This window comes from uncultured Subdoligranulum sp. (genome assembly GCF_963931595.1).
GTDB lineage: Bacteria > Bacillota > Clostridia > Oscillospirales > Ruminococcaceae > Gemmiger.
Genome location: NZ_OZ007030.1, coordinates 2,284,719 through 2,307,223, shown reverse-complemented (window position 1 = coordinate 2,307,223; position 22,505 = coordinate 2,284,719). Strand labels below are relative to the sequence as shown.

Sequence of the window (22,505 nt, the reverse complement as noted above, 5' to 3'; positions counted from 1 at the left end):
GAAGCACAGACATGGCAAAAGGTACGAAATATGACCAACAGTTTAAGGAGAACGCAGTCAGGTATCGGCTGGATCATCCGGAACTCACACTCAAGAAGGCGGCTGAGAATCTGGGAATCAGTGATTCTGCTCTTAAAACATGGCTCCGGGCAGCCAAGGAACATGAAGGCTGTGTGCCAACAAGAGGATCCGGGAATTATTCCAGTGATGAGGCAAAAGAGATCGCACGTCTCCAGCGGGAACTAAGAGATACAAAGGATGCCCTTGAAATCCTAAAAAAAGCCATCAGTATCCTGGGAAAATGACAGAGGCTGTTTATACTGCCACAGCAGAGTATATTGTGGAAATGGAACAACGGCCGATGAAGCACCGTGTCTCTGTCAGCGGGGTACTAAAACGTCTTGGTGTTTCACGATCCGGCTACAACGCATGGAAAAAAAGATGCCCTTCTGCTACTGAAAAACATCGTGGGGAGGTCAAAGAAAAAATTTTGAAAATCTATGAGGATTCCCACCAAAACTATGGCGCTCCTAAAATCACCAGGGAATTGTGGAAAGACGGCGAAAAAATTGCAGTAAAAACAGTTGCGAATTATATGCGGCAGATGGGGATCAAAGCACAATGGGTAAAGCCTTACACACAAACTACTATAGATTCTGATTTCAGCAAGGAACTGCACAATATTCTGCAGGAGCAGTTCAATCCGGAACAGCCGGATGCAGTATGGGTGTCAGATATCACATATATTTGGACATTTGAAGGCTTCGTATACTTGACTAGCATTATGGATCTGTATTCCCGAAAAATCATTGCATGGGTACTCAGCGAAACTCTGGAAGCATCCCATGTAGTGGACTGCGTAGAGAAAGCAAAGAGAACACGCAGCATTACACAGCCGCTGATTATACATACAGACAGAGGCTGCCAGTACGTATCAGACGCGTTTCGTCAGGCAACAGATGGGATGATAAACAGTTATTCAAAGAAAGCATATCCATGGGATAATGCGTGTATCGAATCTTTCCATGCGTTACTGAAAAGGGAATGGATTAACCGCTTTAAAATTTTTAACTACCGGCATGCATATAAGTTGGTATTTGAATATATTGAAACATTTTATAATACAGTGCGGATCCACAGTCATTGTGGATATCTTTCGCCTGATCAATATGAGGAGAAGTATTATGCAGCATTAGACGAAAAAGCAGAAGCTTTGGCAGGGTAAGCCAACTTAAAAAAGGCATGTTTAATTTGTACTTTTTCTTGACATAGGACCAGTATTCGGATGCACCGTGGCTCTCGTTGTCGGCTTCATCAATAACAAAGAAGCCGTACTGGTCGCAGAGCTGATAGAAGTAAGGCACATCCGGGTAATGGCTGGTGCGGATGGCATTAAAGCTGTGCTTTTTAATCATGAGCAGGTCTTTTTTCGTCTGCTCAAAGCCAACGGCATAGCCGGTAATAGGGTCGGATTCGTGGCGGTTTACACCGTGGAACTTGATGGACTGGCCGTTGACATAAATCTGATTGTTGGCAACGTGAACCTCGCGGATGCCCACACGATCCGTAATGGTCTCGCAGGGGGTGTCCAACACAAGGGTATATAAGTAGGGCTGTTCTGCATTCCAGAGTGTCGGGTCAACAACGGTGATTTCTGCATGATAGGGGAATGCCGCATCATCCGGTGCTTCCACGGGCGTTACGCTGCCGACTATTGTGCCGGCTGCATCGTAGAGGGTGATGCGGGTGGCAACAGCGGAATCGTAGTAACGCAGGCGGACAGCAACCCTTGCGGTGCTACCGTGGATGTCGGTGGTGATGAAATAGTCCTCGATGCACTGCTCCGGGCGGTGCAGCAGGTAGACATCACGGAAAATGCCGTTCATGCGGAACATATCCTGATCTTCCATGTAACTGCCATCGCACCATTTCAGCACGAGGACCGCCAGATGGTTGGTGCCGTCCTGCAAAAACTTCGTTACATCGAACTCGCTTGTGGAATGGGCGACCTGACTGTACCCGACAAACTGACCGTTGAGCCAGACATAGAAGCAGGAGGCAACGCCCTCGAAGTTCAGAAATGCACGCGGGGCGCTGGCATCTTTTTGGTAAGTGAAGTCGTAGAGGTAAGCGCCGCAGGGGTTCTCTTTAGGAACATACGGTGGATCAGCGGGGAACGGATAGCGGATGTTGGTGTACTGGTGGTGGTCGTAGCCGTGGTTCTGCCACACGCTGGGGACCGGGATGCTGTCAAAAGCGGAGGCATCATAGCCGACCTCATAGAAAGCATCCTGCAAGTCATAAATACTGGCGTAGTACCGAAATTTCCAGCTTCCGTTCAAAAGCTGGAAGCGATCCGAGGTCTCGCGGTGCTCGACTAAAGTATCGCTGCGCTGGGATGCCGGAATGTAATAGGCACGATTCGGCATGGTACCCACATGCAGTGTGTGCGGGTCCTCGTAATAGTGCGGAATAATCATCCATTCTCCTCCTGTGATTTATACAGTTCTGATTGCGTTTCGTCTGAAATTATTATACAATTTCTATATACAATAAAATATAAACGCTATTGCACTAAATATGCACAAAATCAACGGCTTTTTGTAAAGTGAAGGTAAAATGGACGAAGCACATCGCAATATTCACAAAAACAGGAGGAGATTTTTGTGTACATTAACTCTGGATATCTGAACAATTCCCGTACAGATTTCAAAGACAACTCCACGCCGTTGGTAGTGGGCAGCTGCGGCACCTACCGGCTGAAAACGCGCCCTAAACTTCCGACCTGCTGGCAGAAAGGGCGCAGGGATTACCAGATTTTATATGTAGCAAACGGCAAGACACATTTCTGGTTTGACGGCAAGGAAGAAATCGTCAGCGCGGGTCATATGGTGCTTTACAAGCCGGACGAAATCCAAAAATATGTATATTATCTGGAGGATAACCCGGAAGTTTTCTGGATTCACTTCACAGGCAGTGATGTAAAGAACATTCTGGCGTATCACGGCATCTCGCTGGATGAGCATGTGTTCTACTGCGGTGTGCTGCCAGATTACAAGGCGCTGTTCCGCAAAATCATTCAGGAGTTGCAGCTGTGCCGCTATGGGTACGAGGACTATATTGCATCGCTGTTCAACGATATTCTGCTGTTGGTGGATCGCCAGCAGCATGAACAGAAAAAAGCCACCGGCAACGTCCAAGAACAAATTGAACGTGCGGCGGCTTACTTCAACGAAAACTATAACACAAAAATCAGCATAGATGATTATGCAGAATCCCTGCACATCAGCACCAACTGGTTTATACACAATTTCAAACAGTACGCAGGTATGTCCCCAGCCCAGTATATCCTCTCCCTGCGCATGGTCAACGCCCAAAACCTGCTGGAGCGGACAACCTACAACATCAAGGAAATTTCCGAAATCGTAGGGTATGAGAACCCGCTGTATTTCAGCAGGGTGTTTAAGAAGGAGATAGGGAAGTCACCGGCGCAGTATAGGAAACTCCAATCAGGATAAGGCAGATTATATCCTTGCAAGTTTTAGATGTGTATTAATGTACAGGAGGACAATAATGGGTTTTGAAATTTGCAATTTTTCGGACTTAAAAGAAGGAAATGCCATATTCGAAAAGATGCGAAAATCGATTGATTTAAAACGGCTAGTGCCTGTTTTGGGATCGGGTTTTTCGTATAACTTCCATACGAATGATGGTCGTGTGCCGTCTGTAGATGACCTTAAAAGTGAAATGGTTCGCCTTCTCAAAGAATGTGAAGAATATGAATGTACAAGCGAGGAAGAACTCCGTGCGGCAGAACTATCTGAATTGGCAGACACCCTTTTGCCGATACTCGAGAAATGTGCAGATACTGAAAGAACTCGGGGAATCTGTCGCCCCCAATCAGCTTGCGCTGGCGCTGTTCATGCAGTATGGTGCTCAACAGGCGCCGCGGTGGTTGGAGCAGGGGCTGCCCGAAATGGTTTGTTATGATACATTGCGGGATATCGCCATTTGGTGCCGGGAGTGTGTAAGGCTTACTGGGCAGGCCGGTGTTATCCAATGGGAATGGGTGCTTCACTCGCTTAAAAGGCGCGTGTATCGCCTGGGACGGCTGCAATATCAGCCGCGGGTTCTCAAAGAACCAGTTTTTGTGGGAGAAAGGATATATCCTGGCGGGACTATGATCCTGGAAGTTCATATCCCGGCAGATGGAAGGCTGGAACAAAAATTGGTTATGGATTCTTTGCAACAGGCGCAGACCTTTTTTCGCAAGGGCGGATACACGCTGTTTCACTGCCACTCCTGGCTTCTCAGCCGCGCACTCTGTGATATTCTTGATCGGACTTCCAATATTTTGGCATTTCAAAGTCTTTTTGAAGTATATGACGAGGATTATTCTTACCGGCAGGCAGAAGAACGGGTGTTCGGTTATATCGAAGAGCGCCTGGAGATGTATCCGGAGGTTACCGGTCTACAGAAAGAACTGAAACGATATCTGCTTGCGGGAAAAAGAATCGGTATGGCCAGAGGCGTTCTTTTGTTTCAAGAAGCCATGAACGGAATGTGATGTCACGGAAAACAGACATGAAAGAGGCGGGAGTTAAACCATCTCAGCAAGTGTCTGCGTCTAATAGGACATTTTGGCAAAGGTAGATATGCGTTTGGAAGAGAACAAAGTCAGCATGGACACATAACTATCTTGTATTTAATGATAACTATAATGACATGGTAAAACATTGTGTGACTGTTTTCGGGTAAGCTGTCTGACCAGGTGGGCAAAAGCCTGGAATAATATTTGTATTTTGCTGCAAAGAGCAGAGGACAGGCGCTTTATAGCGCCGGTTTCTCTGCTCTTTTTATGTTTGGTTCTTCACTAGGATGCCGGGCGCCACCATGCACAAATCTTTTCTGTGTCCAAAGAAAGGTTATACAATGCGTGGAAATTTATTTTTTAAATAGTAAGGTTTATTTCCTATTTAACCATTACGATAGAGACAGGGCAACAGAAGGGAGGTGGTGCGATGGATGCAATGGAACGTCGATGTCAGATCGTCGAAATCCTTTGCGATGCAAAAATCCGCGTTAAAATGCGAGATCTGGCTTCCCGCTTCAATGTGTCCGTTCGCACCATCCGCACCGACGTGGATGTGCTCTCACTTACATATCCCATTCAGACCACAAGGGGACGATACAATGGCGGTATCGGTTTCATAGATGGATACCGGCCAAAGAATGCGCGACTCACCCCGATACAGCGTGATTTCCTGTATCGGATCATGTGCAAAGTTTCCAAGTCTGACCAGGAGATTGTACAGAGTATTCTTCACGACTTTGCCCTGACGCAGTAGTACTGCCTGAACCTTGACAACCGAATACCCAGCACGGAGGCACGTTCCCGCTGCAGGAAGCGATGCAAGGGAAGCGCCAGGACGTGCGGGGCACCTGTCCCGCACCGAGCGATCCATTCCACTGAAAAACAGCCGCAGGGCTGTTTCGCCATGATCTGCATGGGAGATAATGATACGCCTGTTGCCCCGCACGTCAGACGGGGTGGCCGACCTTGGGTTGCAATCCTTAGACCCCTGGAACGCCAGTGAAAGCTGCGCAAGCATCTTGCCCAACGAAAGTGAACCGTGTTCCCAACTGCCAGGGGGCGAGCGGCAAATATGGCATTTCTGTATGTTATTTTCTTCTGAACATCAACTCACCGCTGTGTTGATGTCGAACCCGTGCGGCGCAGTGCACCAACCGCTGCGCCGCACTATTTTGCCATCAACCAAGGAGATGATCCTATTGACAAATCCAGAAACCGGATACGAGAAAGTCCATCGGCAAGCGGAGCAGATTTTTCGGGAAGTATTTCCGGCTAGGGGGCTGACCTTGAGGGAAGGCCAGATACGCTTGTGCCACACGATGCTGGATGCCCTGTTTGGCCGGGATGTGGCCCTGTGTGACGCCGGTGTGGGCCTGGGCAAGACCTATGCCTATCTGGTCGCCTGCGTTTTGTGGCAGCTGCAAAGGCCGCGTCCGATGCAGCGCCCGGTGGTGATCTCCACGGCCAGCATCACGTTACAGAATGCAATCTTGGAAGAATACATACCGTTTTTGTCGGGGGTTTTAATACAAAATGGATATATCCAAGACCCGATTTGTGCCGTGCTGCGAAAAGGGAAGGAACGCTTCGTTTGCGATGTGCGTTTGCTGACCCGCCAAAAGCAGATCAAGGCAAGAGGGAAACGCTTCCGCAAGCGGGCCACCGCGCTCCGGGACGCCAGGCAATGCCTGGACCTTGACCGGCTGCCGAACCTGCCACGCCATGAGCGACAACTGATATGCTATGGCACAGATGCTAAACCAGCGAGGACTGCGTACTCGCCAAGGGGCTGAGTTCCAGTCTTCCAACATCAAACGTATAATCCAACACGAGGGATACACGGGATATATCATTACCAAGGCTGCACGGTCGGAGTTTATGCCGCAGCTGCAGATCATAGACGAAGCTTTGTTCGTCAAGGCCAACGAGATGATTGGCAAAAGAAGCAGAAAAGCACAGAAAGATAAAAATGCCGCCCAAAAGAGCAACAATCCAACATTATTGGCCAGCATCGTCGTCTGCGCACATTGCGGGGCGAAGATGTCGGCCTTTTTGCATAAGGATCGATATAAACTGGCCGATGGAAGTATCCGGGAAAAGGTGCAGGCCAAGTACAACTGTTACCAGCGCGGCCAACATCTGCGGGAATGTGATGGTCAGTCTCTCTACCTGGCAGAACGGGTGGACAGAATCGCGCTTACTTACGCCGATGAACTGTTCCGCAAGATCAAAAGCGAGCCGTATGATAAGAGCATCGAACAGAAGATTCGTCAGCAAGAAACAAATCATAACAGAAAAAAGCAGGCTGCCGAGAAGAAGATCAAGGCAGCCCAGTATAAGCAGCAACGCTATGAGGACGAAGTGCTGAAATGTCTGGAAGGAGAGAGCGTATTCTCGCAGGAGATGCTGGCCCGACTGATTGCTCAGGCAGAGGCTGAAGTCAGGCAAGCAAAAGGTGAGTACGCAACTCTATTGCAGAACAATGATGATCGGACCACGGTACAGCAGATCCGCAGTTACTACGATGAATTCCTCGGCTGGGCAAATGAATTTGATCTTGCCACAGTCCAGAGGAAAAGAGCTATCCTGGCACAGCTGTTCGAGAAGGTGGAGGTTGGAAAAGGATACAAGATTACAATCCATGTGCGAGGAACTTATAAGCAGTTCTTGGGAGAAGAACAACATGGAAAATTTTGACTACACCATTAGTATTGGTCAGTTGGTAGAGCAACTGACTCTTAATCAGTGGGTCCTGGGTTCGAGTCCCCGATGGTGCACCATACCAAGCAAATCCGAACGTACTTCTTTATGAAGGTGCGTTCGGATTTGTTTTTTATCTGCAGTCTATGAATATGAAATAGAAAGAGCCTTGCAGAAGGGAAAATTCTCGCTGCAAGGCTCTTTCTGCTTCAGAAAGTATTCTGTATTTAGGAAAAGCTGGCTCTGTCCAGTACATGATTATTACGCCACTCCACCACGAAGGTGGCTCCGCCTCCGGGCGTGTCCCGTACACGCAGGATCGCTCCGTGCAAGGAGGCAATTTGACTGGCAACGGCCAAGCCAAGGCCGAAATGCGTTTTGTCGGTCCGACTGCGGTCTCCTCGGGCAAAACGATCAAAGATACGGGATTTTTCTGTGTCGGGGACCCCGGGGCCGTGATCTACCACTGCGATGCGCAGACCATCGTAAGGCGGCAACTCCGCAAGAATTTCCACGGGAGTGTCGGCAGGGGAATACTCAAAGGCGTTGTTTAACAAGACGGCGAACAGCTGCTCCAGCCGTTGTGCATCTGCGTGCAGGGCGGGCAAGGGATTGTCTGGCAGGTGGAGCGTGAGGGAGTGGCCGTGGTCACGCGCTACCGGGGCAAATCTTTCATAGAGTTCCACCAAAAAAGTGTCAGTACTGATTTTCGCCAGGGAGGTACGCAGTACCCCTGCATCGCCGCCGGCCAAAATCAGCAGATCTTCTGTCAGACGGGACAGCCGGTCCGCCTCCGATGCAGCATGGCTTAAAAATTGAGGAGCCAGATGGGCTGTTTCGGGAGCCTGCGCCGCTTGCAGACTTGCCTTCAGCACAGTCAGTGGGCTGCGCAACTCATGGCCCGCAGCTGCTACAAATTCACGCTGTTTCTGCATTGCCTGGGCGGTTGGGCGCAGCGCGCGATCCACCATCCAATGGGAGAGAAATGCCAGTATCAAGGCACCCGCAGCCCACAGGGCTGTATATTGCCAGACCATGGCCCAAAGGCGGTCATGCAAGGGGCCCATATCCCGGATAATGTACAGAAGAACCGCACTTGACATCTGTTCACTGGGCAACAGCATTGCGGTACAGGTGTAGGAGCCGCTGAGCTGTGCGCCGTTCAAGGAAAAGTTTACCTTTTGCCGGCGCGGTCTGTCCGGATTCAGTCCGGCAGAGACTGTCTGTTCTCTGGCCAGCGCCACCAGTGTGGTGCGCTCATCGGCAGGTGTCCACCCGCCGGAGAATACAAGGGGGTGACCATTGTCCTCCATATACAGAACCAAGCGACCGGCGGCTTCCTGGCTGGCCAGCCAACTGTCACGAACCAGGTTGTTCTCGGTTACGGCATCCTCGATTGCCGAAACGGTATTGGCAAACACCAGGTCCGCTCCGGAAACCGCTTCGTTTTGGGCCATGCGGCAGGTCGCCGTCAGCGCTGCCGCCAGTACAGCAGCGGTGAGTACACTGAACAGAATTGTCAGGCGGCGTCGGAGGTGTTTAAGCATGAGCGTCTTCCTCACCATCAGGCAAAAAACGGTAGCCTGCGCCTCGTACCGTCCGTAAGACTGCCCGGCTGCCCACAGCAGTCAGACGCCGTCGGATGAAACGGATATAGCTGTCCAGACTGCAATCCTCAATCTCGGCCGCCGATCCCCACACGCTGCCCAACAGGACTGCCCTTGCCCGGAGCAGGCCGGGCGCACGACAAAATGCCGCCAGCAGGTCACATTCCCGGCGGCTGAGCGTCACGGTGGAGGAAGGCCCCGTCAAAGTCAGCTGGGCGGTATCCAGGACAAGATCGCCGCAGGCAATCCGGTGGGCCGCCTCATTCAGATCCGCCGGCCGGCGGACCAGTGCCCGCAGCCGGGCCAGCAGTTCACGGGTATCAAAAGGTTTTGTCAGATAGTCATCGGCACCTGCATCCAGACCGTCCACACGGTCACCGATCTGCCCCAAGGCTGTGAGCATAAGAACAGGGATGGTTACGCCGTCGGCCCGGGCACTTTTGAGCAGCGTAAGGCCGTCCAATTCCGGCAGCATCCTGTCCAGGATGCAGGCATCATAGTATCCGGTTTTGAGAAGATGCAAACCATCGGCACCTGTATGGCAGCAATCGGAGGCGAATCCTGCTGCCTGTAATGTGGGCTGTAAAACTTGGCAAAGCGCATTGTCGTCTTCAATCAGTAAGATTCGCATGGGTATTTCCTTCCCGCCATAACCGTCGTTTCTATCAATCAAGTATACCTCTATTATATGAACATTCTTAGTCTACACAGCCAGTCTGAAAAAAACCTGAAAACACTTTTCAGGTTTTTTCCAGATTGTTTTGCTACAATGCCGGTATTCCAAAATCCACACAATTGTCGGGAGGCAACCATGAAATCTGTACATACGATTCTATCCTCGCTTCTGGCAGGCATGATGATGTTTTCTCTTGCCGCCTGCACCGCATCCGGCACAGCTGCATCCGGCTCCGATTCCAGCGCCGTCCAGACGGACGCGGTCCCCCAGGGACGCTGGGTGGAACGGCAGGCTGACGGAATTTCCTCCGGATTGGTACTCGGCGCGGCGCCTGCCGCACTGGCAGATGGCAGTCTTGTACTGTATGCCCGGGATGAGAGTACCGATATGCCGGTCACTGTCCGTCTCACCTCCACGGATAATGGCGCCAGCTGGCAGTCTGAGACTCTGGACTGGGCCGAAAAAACAGGCACGCTGGCACGCTGGGCTGCCCGCCAGGACGGCACCGTGGCGTTTACAACCACCGACTCCACCCTGTGGATCGTACAATCGGACGGCAACCCGGTTCAGCTGGACCTGGGCGTGGACGGGGGGAATTTCTATCTCAACCAAATGGGGTTCCTGCCCGATGGAACCCTGGTGGCTGTCCCGTCAGGCGGACCGGGTATTTCTCTGCCGGGAAATATTCTGTTTTATGATGTGGATGCCCAAAAGGTAAAAAGCTGGGTACAGGTAAGCAGCGGGAACCAGAGCTGGATGGGGGCGGGAGCCGATGCATCCGGTGAAAACTTCTATTTCGGCGACAATGACATTGCAGGGATCCTGCCGGCCGGTGATGAAAACGGTTCGTTCCTCTATTATTTCTCTTCCAACGGAGATCTTTGCCGGGCGGATCAGGACGGCACCACCCAGACGGTGCAGACAGGATTTCTGTCGGAACCGTACAGCGCCCAGGCTGCCATGGGAACGGATGGCTCCATCTGTTATGCCGACAGGACCGGCATCTACCGGCAGGCACAGGGAGGCAGCCTGCGTGAGCAGGTGGTGGACGGCACCGGCACGGCGCTGTCTCTTTCCAGCAATTACATTTCTCAGCTGTGCTGCGCCCCGGACGGCAGCTATCTGGCCATTGTCAGTGACGGCTCCATGCAGACAAAGCTGTACCGGTATTCCTTTGATCCGACGCTCTCGGCCCCGGCCAACACGCTGGAAGTCTGGAGCCTGGAAGAAAATGCTACCGTCCGTGCTGCGATACAAACCTTTACCCAGCAAAATCCCGATTGTGCAGTAGAGTATGAAGTGGCCCTGCAGGAAGGCGCCGGACTGACGAAAGATGATGCCCTGCGGACGCTGAACACAGAGCTTCTGGCGGGGGAAGGCCCCGATGTGTTGATCCTGGATGGTGCGGACCTGGAATCCTTCTCCGGCAGTGGTCTGTTAGAGGATCTGTCCGGGATGGTGGATACGGGCAGTCTCTATGATTTTGTGACCGATCGTTATACCGATGCGGACGGAAAACTCTTTACGCTGCCCGCTCGCTTTACGGTTCCGGTCATGCATGGCGCGGCCGGCACACTGGATGGCGTCTCCACCCTGGATGATGTGGCGGCCTTGGTACAGCAATATGCACCGCGCCCGGCGGAAGCAAGCTGGGGGGCACCGCTGGACGAGTCCCAGCGGTATGCCCTGGGCTTTGACAGCGTGGACAGCCTGGTTCAGTTTGCCCTGCAGACCTCCCAGCCTGCGCTGTTCACGGCGGACGGCCTGGATGAAGCGAAGCTGCGCGATCTGATGGCGTTCCTCCAGACGGTGGGAGAGGACTACAACATGGCGGACTACCCCGAGCAGGATACCTTGAGCGGTACGGCAGGCAATTTCGGTGGTCTGGATACCATCGTCTGGTACGCGGGAATGTCGGAATATGCCCAGACATCCTGGGCTGTATTCGGCTACGGCAGCATGACGACCCCCTCCTGGCTGGGAGCCACCGACTCGGAACAGCGTGCTTCCGGACAGACCATCTTGCAGCCGGGACTTTGCCAGGGCGTTTACCTGCCTTCCTGCTTTGCGGCGGTTTCCGCCAACAGCGATCAGACGGACTATGCGGGGGCCTTCCTGAAAGCCTTGTTCAGTGACGAGGTGCAGGGCAGTTTCCAGGAGGACGGCATGCCGGTGACAAAGGCAGGCATGCAGATCTCGCTGGATCGCAATATGCCGGCCATGCAGGATAACGGTTATACCGGCGGCTTTGAAGAGCTGCTGGCGCAGCTTTCCACCCCCGTGGTGGTGGACGAAGCCCTGCAGGACAGCCTGATTGCCCACACCAAGGCGCTGCTGTCCGGCAGTGAAACGATGGATCAGGCGGTGGAAGGCGTAGTCGGTGATCTATCGCTGCGGTTTGCAGAACAGGGATAAGCCATGAAAAAATCTGCGAGCAATCTCCCCGCCTTGCCGCCCCACAGGCATACATGGCGGCATACCATGCCCGGATCCCGCCGCAATTCAGATGGCCCGGCCGCTATTTTGTTCCTGCTGCCCAGCCTTCTGGGGACCGCAGCCTTTATGTTGGTCCCCTTTGCAGAAACGGTCCGGCGCAGCTTTTGCGATGCATTGGGGAAAAAGGTTGTGGGTCTTGCCAATTATCAGTCGGTGCTGGAAAACACGGCCTTTCAACTGGCAGCCCGCAATACGGTACGATTCCTCTGCACCTGTGTGCCGATCCTTCTGTTGTGCAGCCTTTTTCTGGCCCTGGGCGTGCAGACGGTGGCCAAGCAACGGAATGGCAAGGATACCCGACGCGGCAAAGTGTTCCGCACCAGTTTCCTCCTTCCCATGGCGATCCCCGTGGCAAGCATCGTGATTTTGTGGAAGGTGTTGTTTGCCCAAAATGGTCTGGTGAATGGGTTGATTTCCTCTTTGGGAGGGCACGCAGTAGATTTTATGGGCACGGAGGCTGCCTTTTGGGTATTGGTGTTTACCTACGTCTGGAAAAATGCCGGTTATGACATGATCCTTTGGCTGGCAGGGCTGGACGGGATTTCCACTGACCTGTATGAGGCTGCTTCCGTCGACGGTGCCAATGCCTGGCAAAAGTTTTTTTACATCACACTGCCCAACTTGCTGCCCACCTTGACTTTGGTGAGTGTGCTGAGTCTGCTTAACAGTTTCAAAGCTTTCCGCGAGGCTTTCCTGGTGGGAGGAAACTACCCCCACGAAAGTATGTATCTGTTGCAGCATCTGTTCAACAACTGGTTTCTGTCCCTGGATCTGCCCCGCCTGACCGCGGCCGCTGTGCTCATGGCGCTGGCTCTTTCCGGCCTGATCCTGGCTTTGCAGCGGATCTGGACCCGGGACAAATAATTCCCTAAAGGAGAATTTGTGATGAAGGCATTTTCTGTTTTTGTGATTACTGCAGCTGCCTGCGTATTCTTTCTGACTGGCTGTGGGGCTGCTTCCGACAGCACCTTGGTGCCGGACGCATCTCACACAGAAAGCACGGCTCAACCGACAGCCACGCCAATCATCACCCCGGCACCGGATGCGGAATCCTCCGAGGGTGTGGAAGAATCCCTTTTTGACCCGGCTTCGGTTGATTACTCCGGGGTTGTGGTGGAAATGACGGATACAGGGTTTACCCTTTCTCCGACGGTTGTCCGGCGCCAGGGTGCGGATGCCAGCGCAGCGGTTATGGCGGAAGCGGGAACTGCCTCCTCCGTGTTTTCCGTGACGTGCACCGATGATACCCGGTATATTGCCATTTACGCAGACGGAAATGGCAGTTCCCGTCAGGCGGAGGGTTCCGCCGATATGGTGCAGGCAAAGGCCTTTGTGTATATCACCGGCAGCAATACGGACAGCGGTTTCACGGCGGATACCGTTGCCATTCTGAACCCGTGAAACCCGCAGTGACCCGTGCGCTGCTCACGGTTTCGCTGGGATGGATCGCCTTGAGCGTTTGGTGGCCGCTGTGGTTTCTCTTCTTTGGGGCGCTGACCCCGGCGGATGAACTGGCGGCTACCATCGGCCCGGCTTTGCACGACGGCGCAGCCCAGGCGGTGCGGTGGCAACTTCTGCCCAGTTGGCCTACCCTGCAGCCCATGGTGGAACTGCTCCTGGATACCCCTGCGTTTTTTGCCATGTTCTGGAACAGCTGCATCCAGGTGTTTCCCCAGCTCCTGGGGCAGCTCCTCTTCTGTACCCCCGCAGCCTGGGCTCTGTCCCGGTTACGGTTTCGTGGCCGCCGGATTTGCAGGAACCTGTACATGATCCTGATGCTGCTGCCTTTTCAGGTCACGATGGTACCCAACTATCTGGTACTCCATAAGCTGGGGCTGCTGGATACGCACTGGGCGTTGATTCTGCCTGGCTGTTTTTCCGCCTTTACCGTATTCATTATGGCACGGGGATTCGACGCAGTTCCCATGGTTTTGCTGGAGGCTGCGGCTTTGGATGGCGCCGGCCCGTTCCGTACATTCTGGCACGTCGGGCTGCCTTTGGGAATGCCGGGCATACTTTCCGCGCTGGTCCTGGCATTTCTGGAAGGTTGGAACGCCATCGAGCAGCCCATGACATTTTTGAAAGATCCGTCCCGATGGCCGCTATCCCTCTATCTGGCCTCTTTCAACGATGCCAACGGTCAGACGTTGGCCACCGCCATGGCAGCCAGCCTGATTATGTTGGCGCCTGCTGTACTGATTTTCCGCTTTGGGCAACAATACCTGGAACTGGGAATTCAGGCAAGCGGCTTAAAAGAATAATACAAGGATTGCAAGGACATATTTCCATGAAGTTTCGATTTCCGTTCTATCGTATCCGCACCGCGTTCGCCGCGTGGAAGAACAGCGATCCCAAGCAAGCCGGGCGCCTCGGTACGGTGGTCAGATTCTTTGCCGTTATGCTCATCCTTACACTTACAGCGCGGGGGATCGCCGGAGCCAGTATGCCCAAAGTGACTTTGGGACAGGCAAGTGCAGGCTCCATCACCCAAAGCAGTACGGCATCAGGGACCATTTCTGTGCAGGGAGGTACACCTCTTACTGTCCCGGAAGGTCTGTTGGTGGCACAGGTAACGGCCACAACAGGGCAGACCCTTTCAAAAGGAGATGCCATTGCCCGATTTGATGAGGTCTCCCTGGCGCAGGCATTGGCAACCAAACAGGCCCAGGTACAACAGCTGGAGGTCTCCGCCAGGCAACTCTCCGATCCGGAGGAAGCAGATGGTTTTGCGCTCCAGCAAGCCCAACAGCAGCTGGAACGGGCCTATTCCGATGCACAGAAAACATGGCGGGACGGTGAAGATGCGATTGAAAAAGCGCGGCAGCAGCGGGATGCCGCCCAAAATGCCCTGAATGCCCTGCAGAACCAGCCTGTGGCTACTCCCGAAAGTGCAGAGGCAGAGCGGCAGCAGAAAATTGCAGAAGCCAAAGCCGCGCTGGATGCTGCCGAATCGGCCCTTGCCGCAGCGCAAAAAAATGCTGAAGACGCCAACGAGGCAGCAACAGACACTGCCCAAAGTTATGAGGATGCCCGCAACAGCGCTGCACATACGTATAGCCAGTCCGCGGAGGATGTTGCCAAGACAAATGAGGCAAATCAGGCACAGGCTACGGTGACGCAAGCACAACTGGATATTGCACGCGCGGAATTATCGGCCCTGCAGTCATTGAAAGCGGCGGATTGTGTTCTTTCCGCTCCTGAAGATGGAACACTCACCCAACTGAATCTTGAGGCAGGGCAAAACAGTACGTCCGTGGCAGGACTTCTCGCGGATCGGAACGCTGCCAGTGTACTGACCTTTTCTTTGGAGCAGGCGTCGGCCCGCCTTGCCACGGTGGGAACACAGGTCACTGTGAAGCAAGGAAGCCAGTCTATGCAGACAACCATTACGGCTTTGTCCGATCCATCGGAAGAGGGAAGTATACAAATTACCGCTATGTTACACTCCGGCGATTGGAAGGCGGGAAGTGCCACGGTGGAAATCAAACTGAACGCAGGACAGTACGAACAATGCCTGCCGGCCACCGCCATTCAAACAGACAGCTCTGGTATGTTTGTCTACCTGGTGGAAGAGAGAGCCACGCTGTTGGGTATACAGAATGTACTGATTCGTCTGCCGGTAACGGTGGAGGCACAGGGGGATGGTATGGCTGCTGTTTCCGGCAGCATCAGCGGACAGGTGGTCACCGGTGCGGACAAACCGCTCTCGGAAGGTGCCTGGGTTCGGGTGGCATCATGAAAAAACGGATATTCACGATATTGGGGTGGGCGTTGATTGCACTCGCAGTGGGGGAACTGTTTGTTTTAGCGGCAGATCTTCCCGCGAATGGATATGAGCTGCGCTTTGAAGAGCCGCTCTCTGTTTTGCAAGCCGACTCACTCAGCAAGGCAGCAGAAGATCTCGGCCTCAATCTCGCACTCTGGAAAGAAGATTCAGAAACAGTTACAACGGATTTGGAACGAAGTTCTGCGGCACAATGCATTTCTGTGTATGGCAGCCCGACCCTCTGCTTGCCGGCGGCCTGTCTGTACGGGAGCACACCGGGGGCAGGCCAGTGGGATGGATGTGCGGTCAGTGCCGGTCTGGCCGATGCACTTTTTGGAAGTCGTGAAGTGACAGGATTGGAGCTGATGGTGAAGGGAGAAAAACGTCGTGTCACCGGTGTGGTGGAAGGAAAAGAATATTTTCTGATCTGCCCGGATGTGACTGCCTCAGATGCTGGGTATACAGCCGCTTCCCTGGAAATCGCGAACGGAAGCAACCCCCGCGGAACAATACAGAATCTTCTGCAAAGTGCCGGACTTTCGGAAAACGACGCAGAGCTGCTGCCCACTGGCACATTGCGTCAGATCATAAATGCGGTCGCATGGATACCATTAGTGATTGCTGCACTGCTCTTCCTGCATCAGCTGTGGAGACTGGCCCCTCTTGGAAAGATGGGGCGTCAGGTGGCCGGATTCGCGCTGCTTCTGATGGCAGCACTGGCACTGCCGGATCTTTTGGCCGCTTTGCCTCGCTGGCTGGTTCCCAGCCGATGGTCGGATATGAATTTCTGGATGGACTTGGGCAATCTTGCTAAGCAAAGCCTGATGGCATTTGTATCCTTGACAAATTCGGTTCGGGATCAACTGCTCGGCACCCAAATACTTGCGTTCGGCGGCTGCCTGCTGGGGCTGTTGGCAGGGGCGCTGCTGCTGGGGCTGTTTGCGCCAGGCGTTTTACCAGTCGGAAGAGGGACAACGGCTGTTTGAGGAGTGGAAACTAAAATGACAGAAGGGTGACCTTCTGCCATGAAAAAACGATGAGAATGCAAAAGAAACAAGAGCTGTACTTGTGCGAGTGGTAGGTGTTGGCTTATACTGTCGCCCCTCGCGCCGGTCAGTTTTCGGCTTTGGGCGGGGTATGGTGTGGCTTTCGGGTATGTCTGCGCCAGAGGATCACGAACACTGCCGCTGCCAACAGCACGCCCGCAGCAATCAAGAACACCAGCCAGACATTAGCCGTGGTTTCTTCTGCAACGAAGGTGATCTGTCCACCGGGACATTGGATCAGAAGATAGCTGCCGTCCACCTGAGGCCTTTGTTCGATCCAGGTATCGTCCTGCTGTATCCAGAGGGTGTATCGGGCGGCGGTGTTGGGCTTGCGGAAGTGTACAGTGCAGTCCGGCGCGCCGAATACCGGATCGGTGACGGTGATCGTATAGGCGAGGCCGCTGTGGGTCCGCCCGTCGGCGTCGGAAAAGCTGGTTTCGGCGGTGGTGACCGTGACTTTGGCCTGTGGGCTGAAGCTTCCATCCACCAGAACTTGCGGTGTCTCGCCGCTGTACCCGGCGACGCCGCCTACCTCTTCACTGCCGGTCAACGCACAGCGGACCCAACAGCTTTCCAGGACCCCCGCGCTACTCCCGGCAACGCCGCCCACCTGGCTGGCACCGGTCACGTCACCGGTGTTTTCGCAATCGGCAGTGTAGCCAAAATCCATCCTTCCGGCGATACCGCCCGCCTCCGCTTTCCTGGCGGTGACGGTGCCGCTGTTGCGGCAGTCCAGCACGATCAGGCACAGCTGCACCTCGGCGGAAAGGGTGCTGCCATCGCCCTGCTGCTGTCAGTGGGCGGCGGGATCGGTGTCCAGCTCGTTTGCCAGGCTGCCCACAATGCCGCCTGCACGGCTGTCACCCTTCACCTCGCCGGTATTGGCAGCATTGACCAGGCAGCCGTCTCCCTGCTCCTGCAGCCGCTGTTCGGCCTGATCCCGGGAGACATCCGCAAAGATCGTATCGCTCCCGCCCGCGTCCGGGGAAGCGGTCAGCGCACGCACAGCGCTGACGACCCGCCCCAGCCGGTCATTGACGGCGCGCAGATCGCAGGTCAGGGTATCTCCTGCCGCGCTGACGGCGATGTTCAGCGTGTCAAAGCCGTCCAGCAGCCTGTCCAGGGAGTCGTTCAGTGCGTCGCTTTGCTCGCCCACGGCGCTGTCCAGGCTGGGGACCGAAACCACCGGTTGTCCGGCCAGGCCCGCAGTGACCGTCCCGATGCCGCTCACGGCGCTTTGCAGCGCTTGCGAAGCGGTTTGCAGCGATGCTTTCAGCGCGGCCAGGTCGGCGGGCAGCGTTTCGCTTCCAGCGGAAAATGCCGGCTGTAAGGCATCTGCCGCGGCGGACAGGGCATCCAGACCGGTGTTCAGATCGTCGCCGGCGGCATAGAGCTGTTCTGCCGCAGCGCGCAGCTCATCCCAGGCGGCAGATATCTCGCTCTCTGACCCTTGTATCTGATCTTGCAGAGCTTTGACGGCGGCGTGTACCTGTTCCAACGCAGTGCGAAACGCTTCCGTCTCTGTTTGCAGGGCTTCGATCTGGGCGCGCAAGGCTTCTGTCTCGTCGGGGGTAAGGCTGTCGGCCAGTGTGTCCAATGCGGTCAGCAACTCCTGGGTGGCGGAGGCTGCCTGTGCTGCGGCCTGAAGGCCATCCTCCGCCGCTGTCAGCAATGTGTTCAGGTCGGGGGCGTCGCTTTCCAGTTGGCTGCGGATGGTGTCGCGGGCTTCCAGCATGGTATTGCGCGCCTGCTGGCAGGAAAGCAGCGCCTGGTACAGGTTTTCCAGCTCCTGAGGACGGTCGGCCGGCTCGGTAGCCGACCCCAGGTTGTCAAGCAGCTCTTCCAGGGCATCGGCGGCATCCTGCACCTGCCTGGCGGCGGTTTGCAGCGTGTTCAGCGCTTCGGCCAGCCGGGCCCAGGCTGTGCTGCTGGCTTCATCGTCACCCAAAGCGGCCTGCCGGGCTTGCAACGCGGCATGGGCCTGCTCCAGCGCGTCATGGGCCTGCTCCAGCGCGTCATGGGCCCGGCTGCGGGCAACGGCAAAGGCTTCGACAGCTGTTTGCCATTGTGCCTTGGCGTCCTCGCTCCATCCCGCTGCAAGGGAGGCGTCCTGTAAAAGTTGTTCCAGTGCGGCTCCGGCGGCATCCGCCTGTGCCAGTGCCGTGCCCACCGAATCCAACACCGGGCCCAGCTGATCGATGGCCCAGGAAAAGCGGCTGGCCGTACTGTTGACCGCTGCGATCCCGTTGTCTGCCCAGTTGACCATGCCGTCCGCCAGGGCGCCGGTGCTGTCCTTGGCGGTGCGGGTGGCATCGGTCAGGGCGGAAAGTGCTGCGGAAATGCTGTCCCCGCCTGTGTCCGTGTGGGTGAGGAGGGTATCCATCTCGCCTTGCAGGGCATCCAGCTCGCTGTACAGATCGTCCAGCCTGCCGCCGTCATATTGCAGGGCCAGCACCGGCTCCAGCTGACCGGCCACACCGCCCACCTCCTGGCTGCCCTGGACCGTGCCGCTGTTGGTGCAGCCGTCCAGATAGCCGGAAGTACGGCCAACGATCCCGCCCACGTTGCTGCCTACACTGGCGTAACCGACAGCGCCGGTGTTCTCACAGCTCTGTAAAATACCGCTGGAGCGCCCGGCAATGCCGCCGATGTCGCTGACGGAGGCCAGCGAGGCGCCGTCCTCCCCGGACAGGCTGACGCCCAGCAGACTGCCGGAGGCGTCGGTCAGGGCAGTGTTGATGTCGCCGTCGTTCCGGCAGCGCACGATACTGCCCCGGTTCTGCCCGGCCACGCCGCCCGCCATGCGGTCGGCCTGCACGGTGGCGGTGCTGCGGCAGTTGACGATCTGTCCGCTGCTTTCGTTGCGGCCCACCAGACCGCCGGCTTCCTGGGCGGCTTCTGCCTGGCCGGATGCGCTGCATCCGCGCACAAGGCCACGGTTTTCCCCTGCCAGCAGGCCCTGAACGGTGGCGTCTGACCCGCCGACGCTCCCTTGCAGGTGCAGATCCTCCACCACGGCGGTCGCTTCCAGGTAGCGAAAGAACCCTTGCACGCTGCTGCCGTCGGCCAGCGCCAGGCCAGAGATGGTGTGCCCCTGCCCGTCAAAATGGCCGCTGAACACCGGCAGACCGGTAAAAGCGCAGCCGCTCAGGTCCAGGTCGGCCTGCAGCTGTACGGTCAGGTTTTGGGTGGCGGTGTCCACAATACAGCGGTTTTGCAGTGCCAGCAGATCGGCTGTGGTGGCTATGGAGATGATTTCGCCGTTGGCTGTGCCGGTTTCTTCCGCCAGGGCCGGGAGAGCGGCGCCAAGCACCCATACGGCTGTCAGCAGCAGGGCGGTCGTTTAATCGGTTGTTTCATCGGACGGTTCCTCCTGTACATCAGGGCTTGGCGTGGGCTGCGGTTCGGGCGGAAGGTCGATTTTGGGTGGCAGTGTGCCCATCTTTCCGGCAGCCACCTGCAAGGTGGCGTCGCCGCGGATGGTGCCGTGCAGGGTGCCGTCCACATACCCGTGAACGTATCCCCGCACCCGGCCGTCCACCCGTACGGCACCGTGGATCTCCTGCCTGCGGGGCGTGGGCAGTTGCAGAGCGAAGCGGGTACGCTCCACGATGGAGTCCCCCGGCACCAGGATCTGCGGCAGAATGAACAGGACCAGGAACAGCGAGAGCAGGGTGCCGCGGCACAGGCATTCGCCGATGCCGGCAATGTAGGGCTGGGTGGTGATACAGCCGATCAGGAAGGCCGCCGCCGTCAGAATGCTGCCCGAAGTCAGGATGGTGGGGAAAGCGAGGTTCAGCGCCTCGACGACGGCCGATTTGGGCGGCATCTGTGCTTTGCAGTCGCGGTAGCGGGTGGAAACCACAATGGCATAGTCGATATTCGCACCCATCTGGATGGCGGTGACGATGAGGTAGCTCATGAAAAAGACATAATCCCCGGTGAGGGCCGGCACCGAAAAGTTGAGCCAGATGCTGCCCTGGATGACCAGGATCAGCAGCAGGGGCAGCCCTGCCGACTGGAAGGTGAACAGCAGCACAATGACAACGAACACCGCGCTCAGTACGCTGATCAGAATGTTGTCCTGGGCAAAGGTGGTGGCCAGATCATAGTCGCTGGTGGAGTTGCCCACCAGCAGCACGGCGTCCGGGCCGTAGAAGCGGGCCGCTTCGTCGTGCAGGGTCTGTAAAAAGGCAAAGGTTTCCTCGCCTTCTTCGGGCAGAGCCAGGGCGACCACCAACCGGTCATACGCGGTGCCCTGCAGCTGATCCTGCGCCATCCGCAGCTGGCTGTGGATGGTATCCAGTTCTTCCTGCATGGCGCTGTCCAGGGTCACTGCGCCGGAATCCGCCTTGTCACACAGAAACAGCAGCAGGTCCAGCAGCGGTACCTGGTATTCGTCCAGGTTGGCCAAATTTCCCAGGTTGTCGTTTTCGGCGGCATACAGGGCGTATACGGCGGTGGTCAGTTCGTAATCCAAACCGGCTGCCTCCGACAGCTGACGCGGGTTCAGGGCGTCGGTCAGCATATAGCCGCCGATGGCTTCGGTGTTGGCCAGCCCCATGGCGTAGTCCACCTGGGGATAGGCTTCCAGGGTATCCAGCTGAACCTGGGCACCGAGGCCTTCTGCCGGGACGCCTGGCGGTTCTGGGAGCAGGTCCAGGACAACCCCCGCCTGCTGGGCGACTTTGTGTGGTCCGGCATGGACTATCTGGGCGAGGTGGGCCTGGGCGCCTGGGAGTACAAGGATTATGCCCCCGACTTCGCCCACGGGCCGGGCTGGATCAGCTCGGGCTGCGGCCGGGTGGACCTCATCGGCACGCCGCTGGGCGAAGCGCTCTACACCCGGGTGGTGTTTGAGCAGCAGGCGGGCCCCCTCATGGCGGTGGTGCCGGTGAACCATACCCGGGATTCCCATTCCCCCTCCGCCTGGAAGATGTCCAACGCCCTGCCCAGCTGGTCCTGGCAGGGACAGGACGGCGCCCCCGCCACGGTGGAGGTGTACAGCCGGGGCGACACGGTGGAGCTGCTCCTCAACGACGAGCCGGTGGCCCGCCGCAAGGTGTCCCGCACCCTCTGCACGGTGTTCCACATCACCTACCACCCCGGCACCCTCACGGCGGTGGCCCGGGACGCCCAGGGCCGGGAACTGGGCCGGCATTCCCTGCGCTCGGCGGACGACGAGACCTGCCTCTGCCTGCTGCCCGAACAGCCGGCGCCCCGCCCGGGCGGGCTGTGGTTCCTGCGCCTGCGGTACACCGACGACCAGGGCATCCTCAAGCCGCTGGAGCGGGGCACCGTGCAGGTGACGGTGCAGGGCGGCACCCTGGTGGGACTGGGCAGCGCCTGCCCCTACCATCCCCGCGGCTACCGCACCGAGGTGACCGATATCTACTACGGCGAAGCGCTGGCCGTGGTGCGGGCCGGCGGAACAGACCCCGTCACGGTGACCGCCCAGGACGACCGCCATACCATGGTGGTGTCGGTCCGGCCGGAGGAATGAGTGCTGCCAAGATTGCGAACAAAAATCCAGTAAGTCGAACGTGCGTTACTATACGGCGGGCGCCGCAGCGGCTATGATGAAAGGGTCAAGTAACGGGATGGCTCTCCGTGGTGAGCC

The 22,505-nt window shown here is 56.2% G+C and carries 20 protein-coding genes and 1 pseudogene; 15 read left to right on the top strand and 6 right to left on the bottom strand.

What is annotated here, in order from left to right:
- The first annotated feature begins 11 nt into the window (after positions 1–11).
- Together ABGT73_RS11105 and ABGT73_RS11100 are read left to right on the top strand one after the other, a co-directional pair.
- A complete protein-coding gene (locus ABGT73_RS11105; protein WP_087163136.1) occupies positions 12–305 on the top strand; it encodes a transposase in 294 nt (97 codons plus the stop codon).
- Positions 302–1,225 carry an IS3 family transposase gene (locus ABGT73_RS11100; protein WP_346669542.1) on the top strand — a complete coding sequence of 308 codons (924 nt, stop codon included), beginning with the start codon at positions 302–304 and terminating at the stop codon, positions 1,223–1,225. The genes ABGT73_RS11105 and ABGT73_RS11100 overlap by 4 nt, the downstream gene beginning before the upstream one ends.
- Before the next feature lie 43 nt (positions 1,226–1,268).
- Here the strand turns inward: ABGT73_RS11100 and ABGT73_RS11095 are convergent.
- Positions 1,269–2,429 (bottom strand): annotated as a pseudogene (locus tag ABGT73_RS11095) (sugar-binding domain-containing protein); the annotation flags it as partial.
- Positions 2,430–2,666: 237 nt separating this feature from the next.
- Between ABGT73_RS11095 and ABGT73_RS11090 the strand changes: the two are divergent.
- From ABGT73_RS11090 to ABGT73_RS11065, 6 genes are all read left to right on the top strand, one after another.
- A complete protein-coding gene (locus tag ABGT73_RS11090; protein ID WP_204646562.1) occupies positions 2,667–3,518 on the top strand; it encodes an AraC family transcriptional regulator in 852 nt (283 codons plus the stop codon).
- A 55-nt stretch (positions 3,519–3,573) separates the two neighbouring features.
- Positions 3,574–3,990: a hypothetical protein gene (locus tag ABGT73_RS11085; protein ID WP_243424287.1), complete on the top strand. Its 417-nt coding sequence runs from the start codon at positions 3,574–3,576 to the stop codon at positions 3,988–3,990.
- On the top strand, positions 3,923–4,567 hold the full coding sequence (locus ABGT73_RS11080; protein WP_346670334.1) for an acyltransferase domain-containing protein: 645 nt from the start codon (positions 3,923–3,925) through the stop codon (positions 4,565–4,567). Before ABGT73_RS11085 ends, ABGT73_RS11080 begins: the two co-directional genes overlap by 68 nt.
- Positions 4,568–5,021: 454 nt before the next feature.
- Positions 5,022–5,348, top strand: a complete 327-nt coding sequence (locus ABGT73_RS11075; protein WP_346669760.1) for an HTH domain-containing protein — start codon at positions 5,022–5,024, stop codon at positions 5,346–5,348.
- A gap of 169 nt (positions 5,349–5,517) precedes the next feature.
- Positions 5,518–6,387, top strand: coding sequence for a hypothetical protein (locus ABGT73_RS11070; protein ID WP_346669759.1), 870 nt, complete (start codon positions 5,518–5,520; stop codon positions 6,385–6,387).
- The gene (locus ABGT73_RS11065; RefSeq protein WP_346669758.1) at positions 6,338–7,291 is read left to right on the top strand and encodes a recombinase family protein; all 954 of its coding nucleotides are present in this window, start codon (positions 6,338–6,340) and stop codon (positions 7,289–7,291) included. Before ABGT73_RS11070 ends, ABGT73_RS11065 begins: the two co-directional genes overlap by 50 nt.
- 230 nt (positions 7,292–7,521) lie before the next feature.
- On the opposite strand, the gene ABGT73_RS11060 is transcribed toward ABGT73_RS11065, so the two are convergent.
- Both ABGT73_RS11060 and ABGT73_RS11055 read right to left on the bottom strand, forming a co-directional pair.
- Positions 7,522–8,841 (bottom strand): HAMP domain-containing sensor histidine kinase, encoded by a 1,320-nt coding sequence (locus tag ABGT73_RS11060; RefSeq protein ID WP_346669757.1) that lies wholly within the window; start codon positions 8,839–8,841, stop codon positions 7,522–7,524.
- The gene (locus ABGT73_RS11055) at positions 8,834–9,532 is read right to left on the bottom strand and encodes a response regulator transcription factor (RefSeq protein ID WP_346669756.1); all 699 of its coding nucleotides are present in this window, start codon (positions 9,530–9,532) and stop codon (positions 8,834–8,836) included. Before ABGT73_RS11055 ends, ABGT73_RS11060 begins: the two co-directional genes overlap by 8 nt.
- A gap of 180 nt (positions 9,533–9,712) precedes the next feature.
- Between ABGT73_RS11055 and ABGT73_RS11050 the strand changes: the two genes are divergently transcribed.
- From ABGT73_RS11050 to ABGT73_RS11025, 6 genes are all read left to right on the top strand, one after another.
- Entirely contained in the window at positions 9,713–11,992 is a 2,280-nt protein-coding gene (locus ABGT73_RS11050; RefSeq protein ID WP_346669755.1) for an ABC transporter substrate-binding protein, read from the top strand.
- A gap of 210 nt (positions 11,993–12,202) precedes the next feature.
- Positions 12,203–12,937 carry a sugar ABC transporter permease gene (locus tag ABGT73_RS11045; RefSeq protein WP_346669754.1) on the top strand — a complete coding sequence of 245 codons (735 nt, stop codon included), beginning with the start codon at positions 12,203–12,205 and terminating at the stop codon, positions 12,935–12,937.
- 21 nt (positions 12,938–12,958) lie between these two features.
- The gene (locus tag ABGT73_RS11040; protein WP_346669753.1) at positions 12,959–13,474 is read left to right on the top strand and encodes a hypothetical protein; all 516 of its coding nucleotides are present in this window, start codon (positions 12,959–12,961) and stop codon (positions 13,472–13,474) included.
- 8 nt (positions 13,475–13,482) lie between these two features.
- Entirely contained in the window at positions 13,483–14,334 is an 852-nt protein-coding gene (locus tag ABGT73_RS11035) for a carbohydrate ABC transporter permease (RefSeq protein ID WP_346669752.1), read from the top strand.
- A 26-nt stretch (positions 14,335–14,360) separates the two neighbouring features.
- Positions 14,361–15,812 carry a hypothetical protein gene (locus tag ABGT73_RS11030; RefSeq protein ID WP_346669751.1) on the top strand — a complete coding sequence of 484 codons (1,452 nt, stop codon included), beginning with the start codon at positions 14,361–14,363 and terminating at the stop codon, positions 15,810–15,812.
- A complete protein-coding gene (locus ABGT73_RS11025; protein WP_346669750.1) occupies positions 15,809–16,825 on the top strand; it encodes a hypothetical protein in 1,017 nt (338 codons plus the stop codon). Before ABGT73_RS11030 ends, ABGT73_RS11025 begins: the two co-directional genes overlap by 4 nt.
- Positions 16,826–16,952: 127 nt before the next feature.
- Here ABGT73_RS11025 and ABGT73_RS11020 read toward each other — a convergent pair whose 3' ends face one another.
- Genes ABGT73_RS11020 through ABGT73_RS11010 form a run of 3 tightly spaced genes read right to left on the bottom strand, consistent with a single transcriptional unit; the run spans position 16,953 to position 21,461 of the window.
- Positions 16,953–17,642: a hypothetical protein gene (locus tag ABGT73_RS11020; RefSeq protein WP_346669749.1), complete on the bottom strand. Its 690-nt coding sequence runs from the start codon at positions 17,640–17,642 to the stop codon at positions 16,953–16,955.
- Positions 17,643–17,678: 36 nt separating this feature from the next.
- A complete protein-coding gene (locus ABGT73_RS11015; RefSeq protein ID WP_346669748.1) occupies positions 17,679–20,198 on the bottom strand; it encodes a GLUG motif-containing protein in 2,520 nt (839 codons plus the stop codon).
- Positions 20,199–20,228: 30 nt separating this feature from the next.
- The gene (locus ABGT73_RS11010) at positions 20,229–21,461 is read right to left on the bottom strand and encodes an MMPL family transporter (RefSeq protein ID WP_346669747.1); all 1,233 of its coding nucleotides are present in this window, start codon (positions 21,459–21,461) and stop codon (positions 20,229–20,231) included.
- Between the two features lie 126 nt (positions 21,462–21,587).
- On the opposite strand from ABGT73_RS11010, the gene ABGT73_RS11005 reads away from it, so the two are divergent.
- Entirely contained in the window at positions 21,588–22,388 is an 801-nt protein-coding gene (locus tag ABGT73_RS11005) for a DUF4982 domain-containing protein (protein WP_346669746.1), read from the top strand.
- The last annotated feature ends 117 nt before the right edge of the window (positions 22,389–22,505 follow it).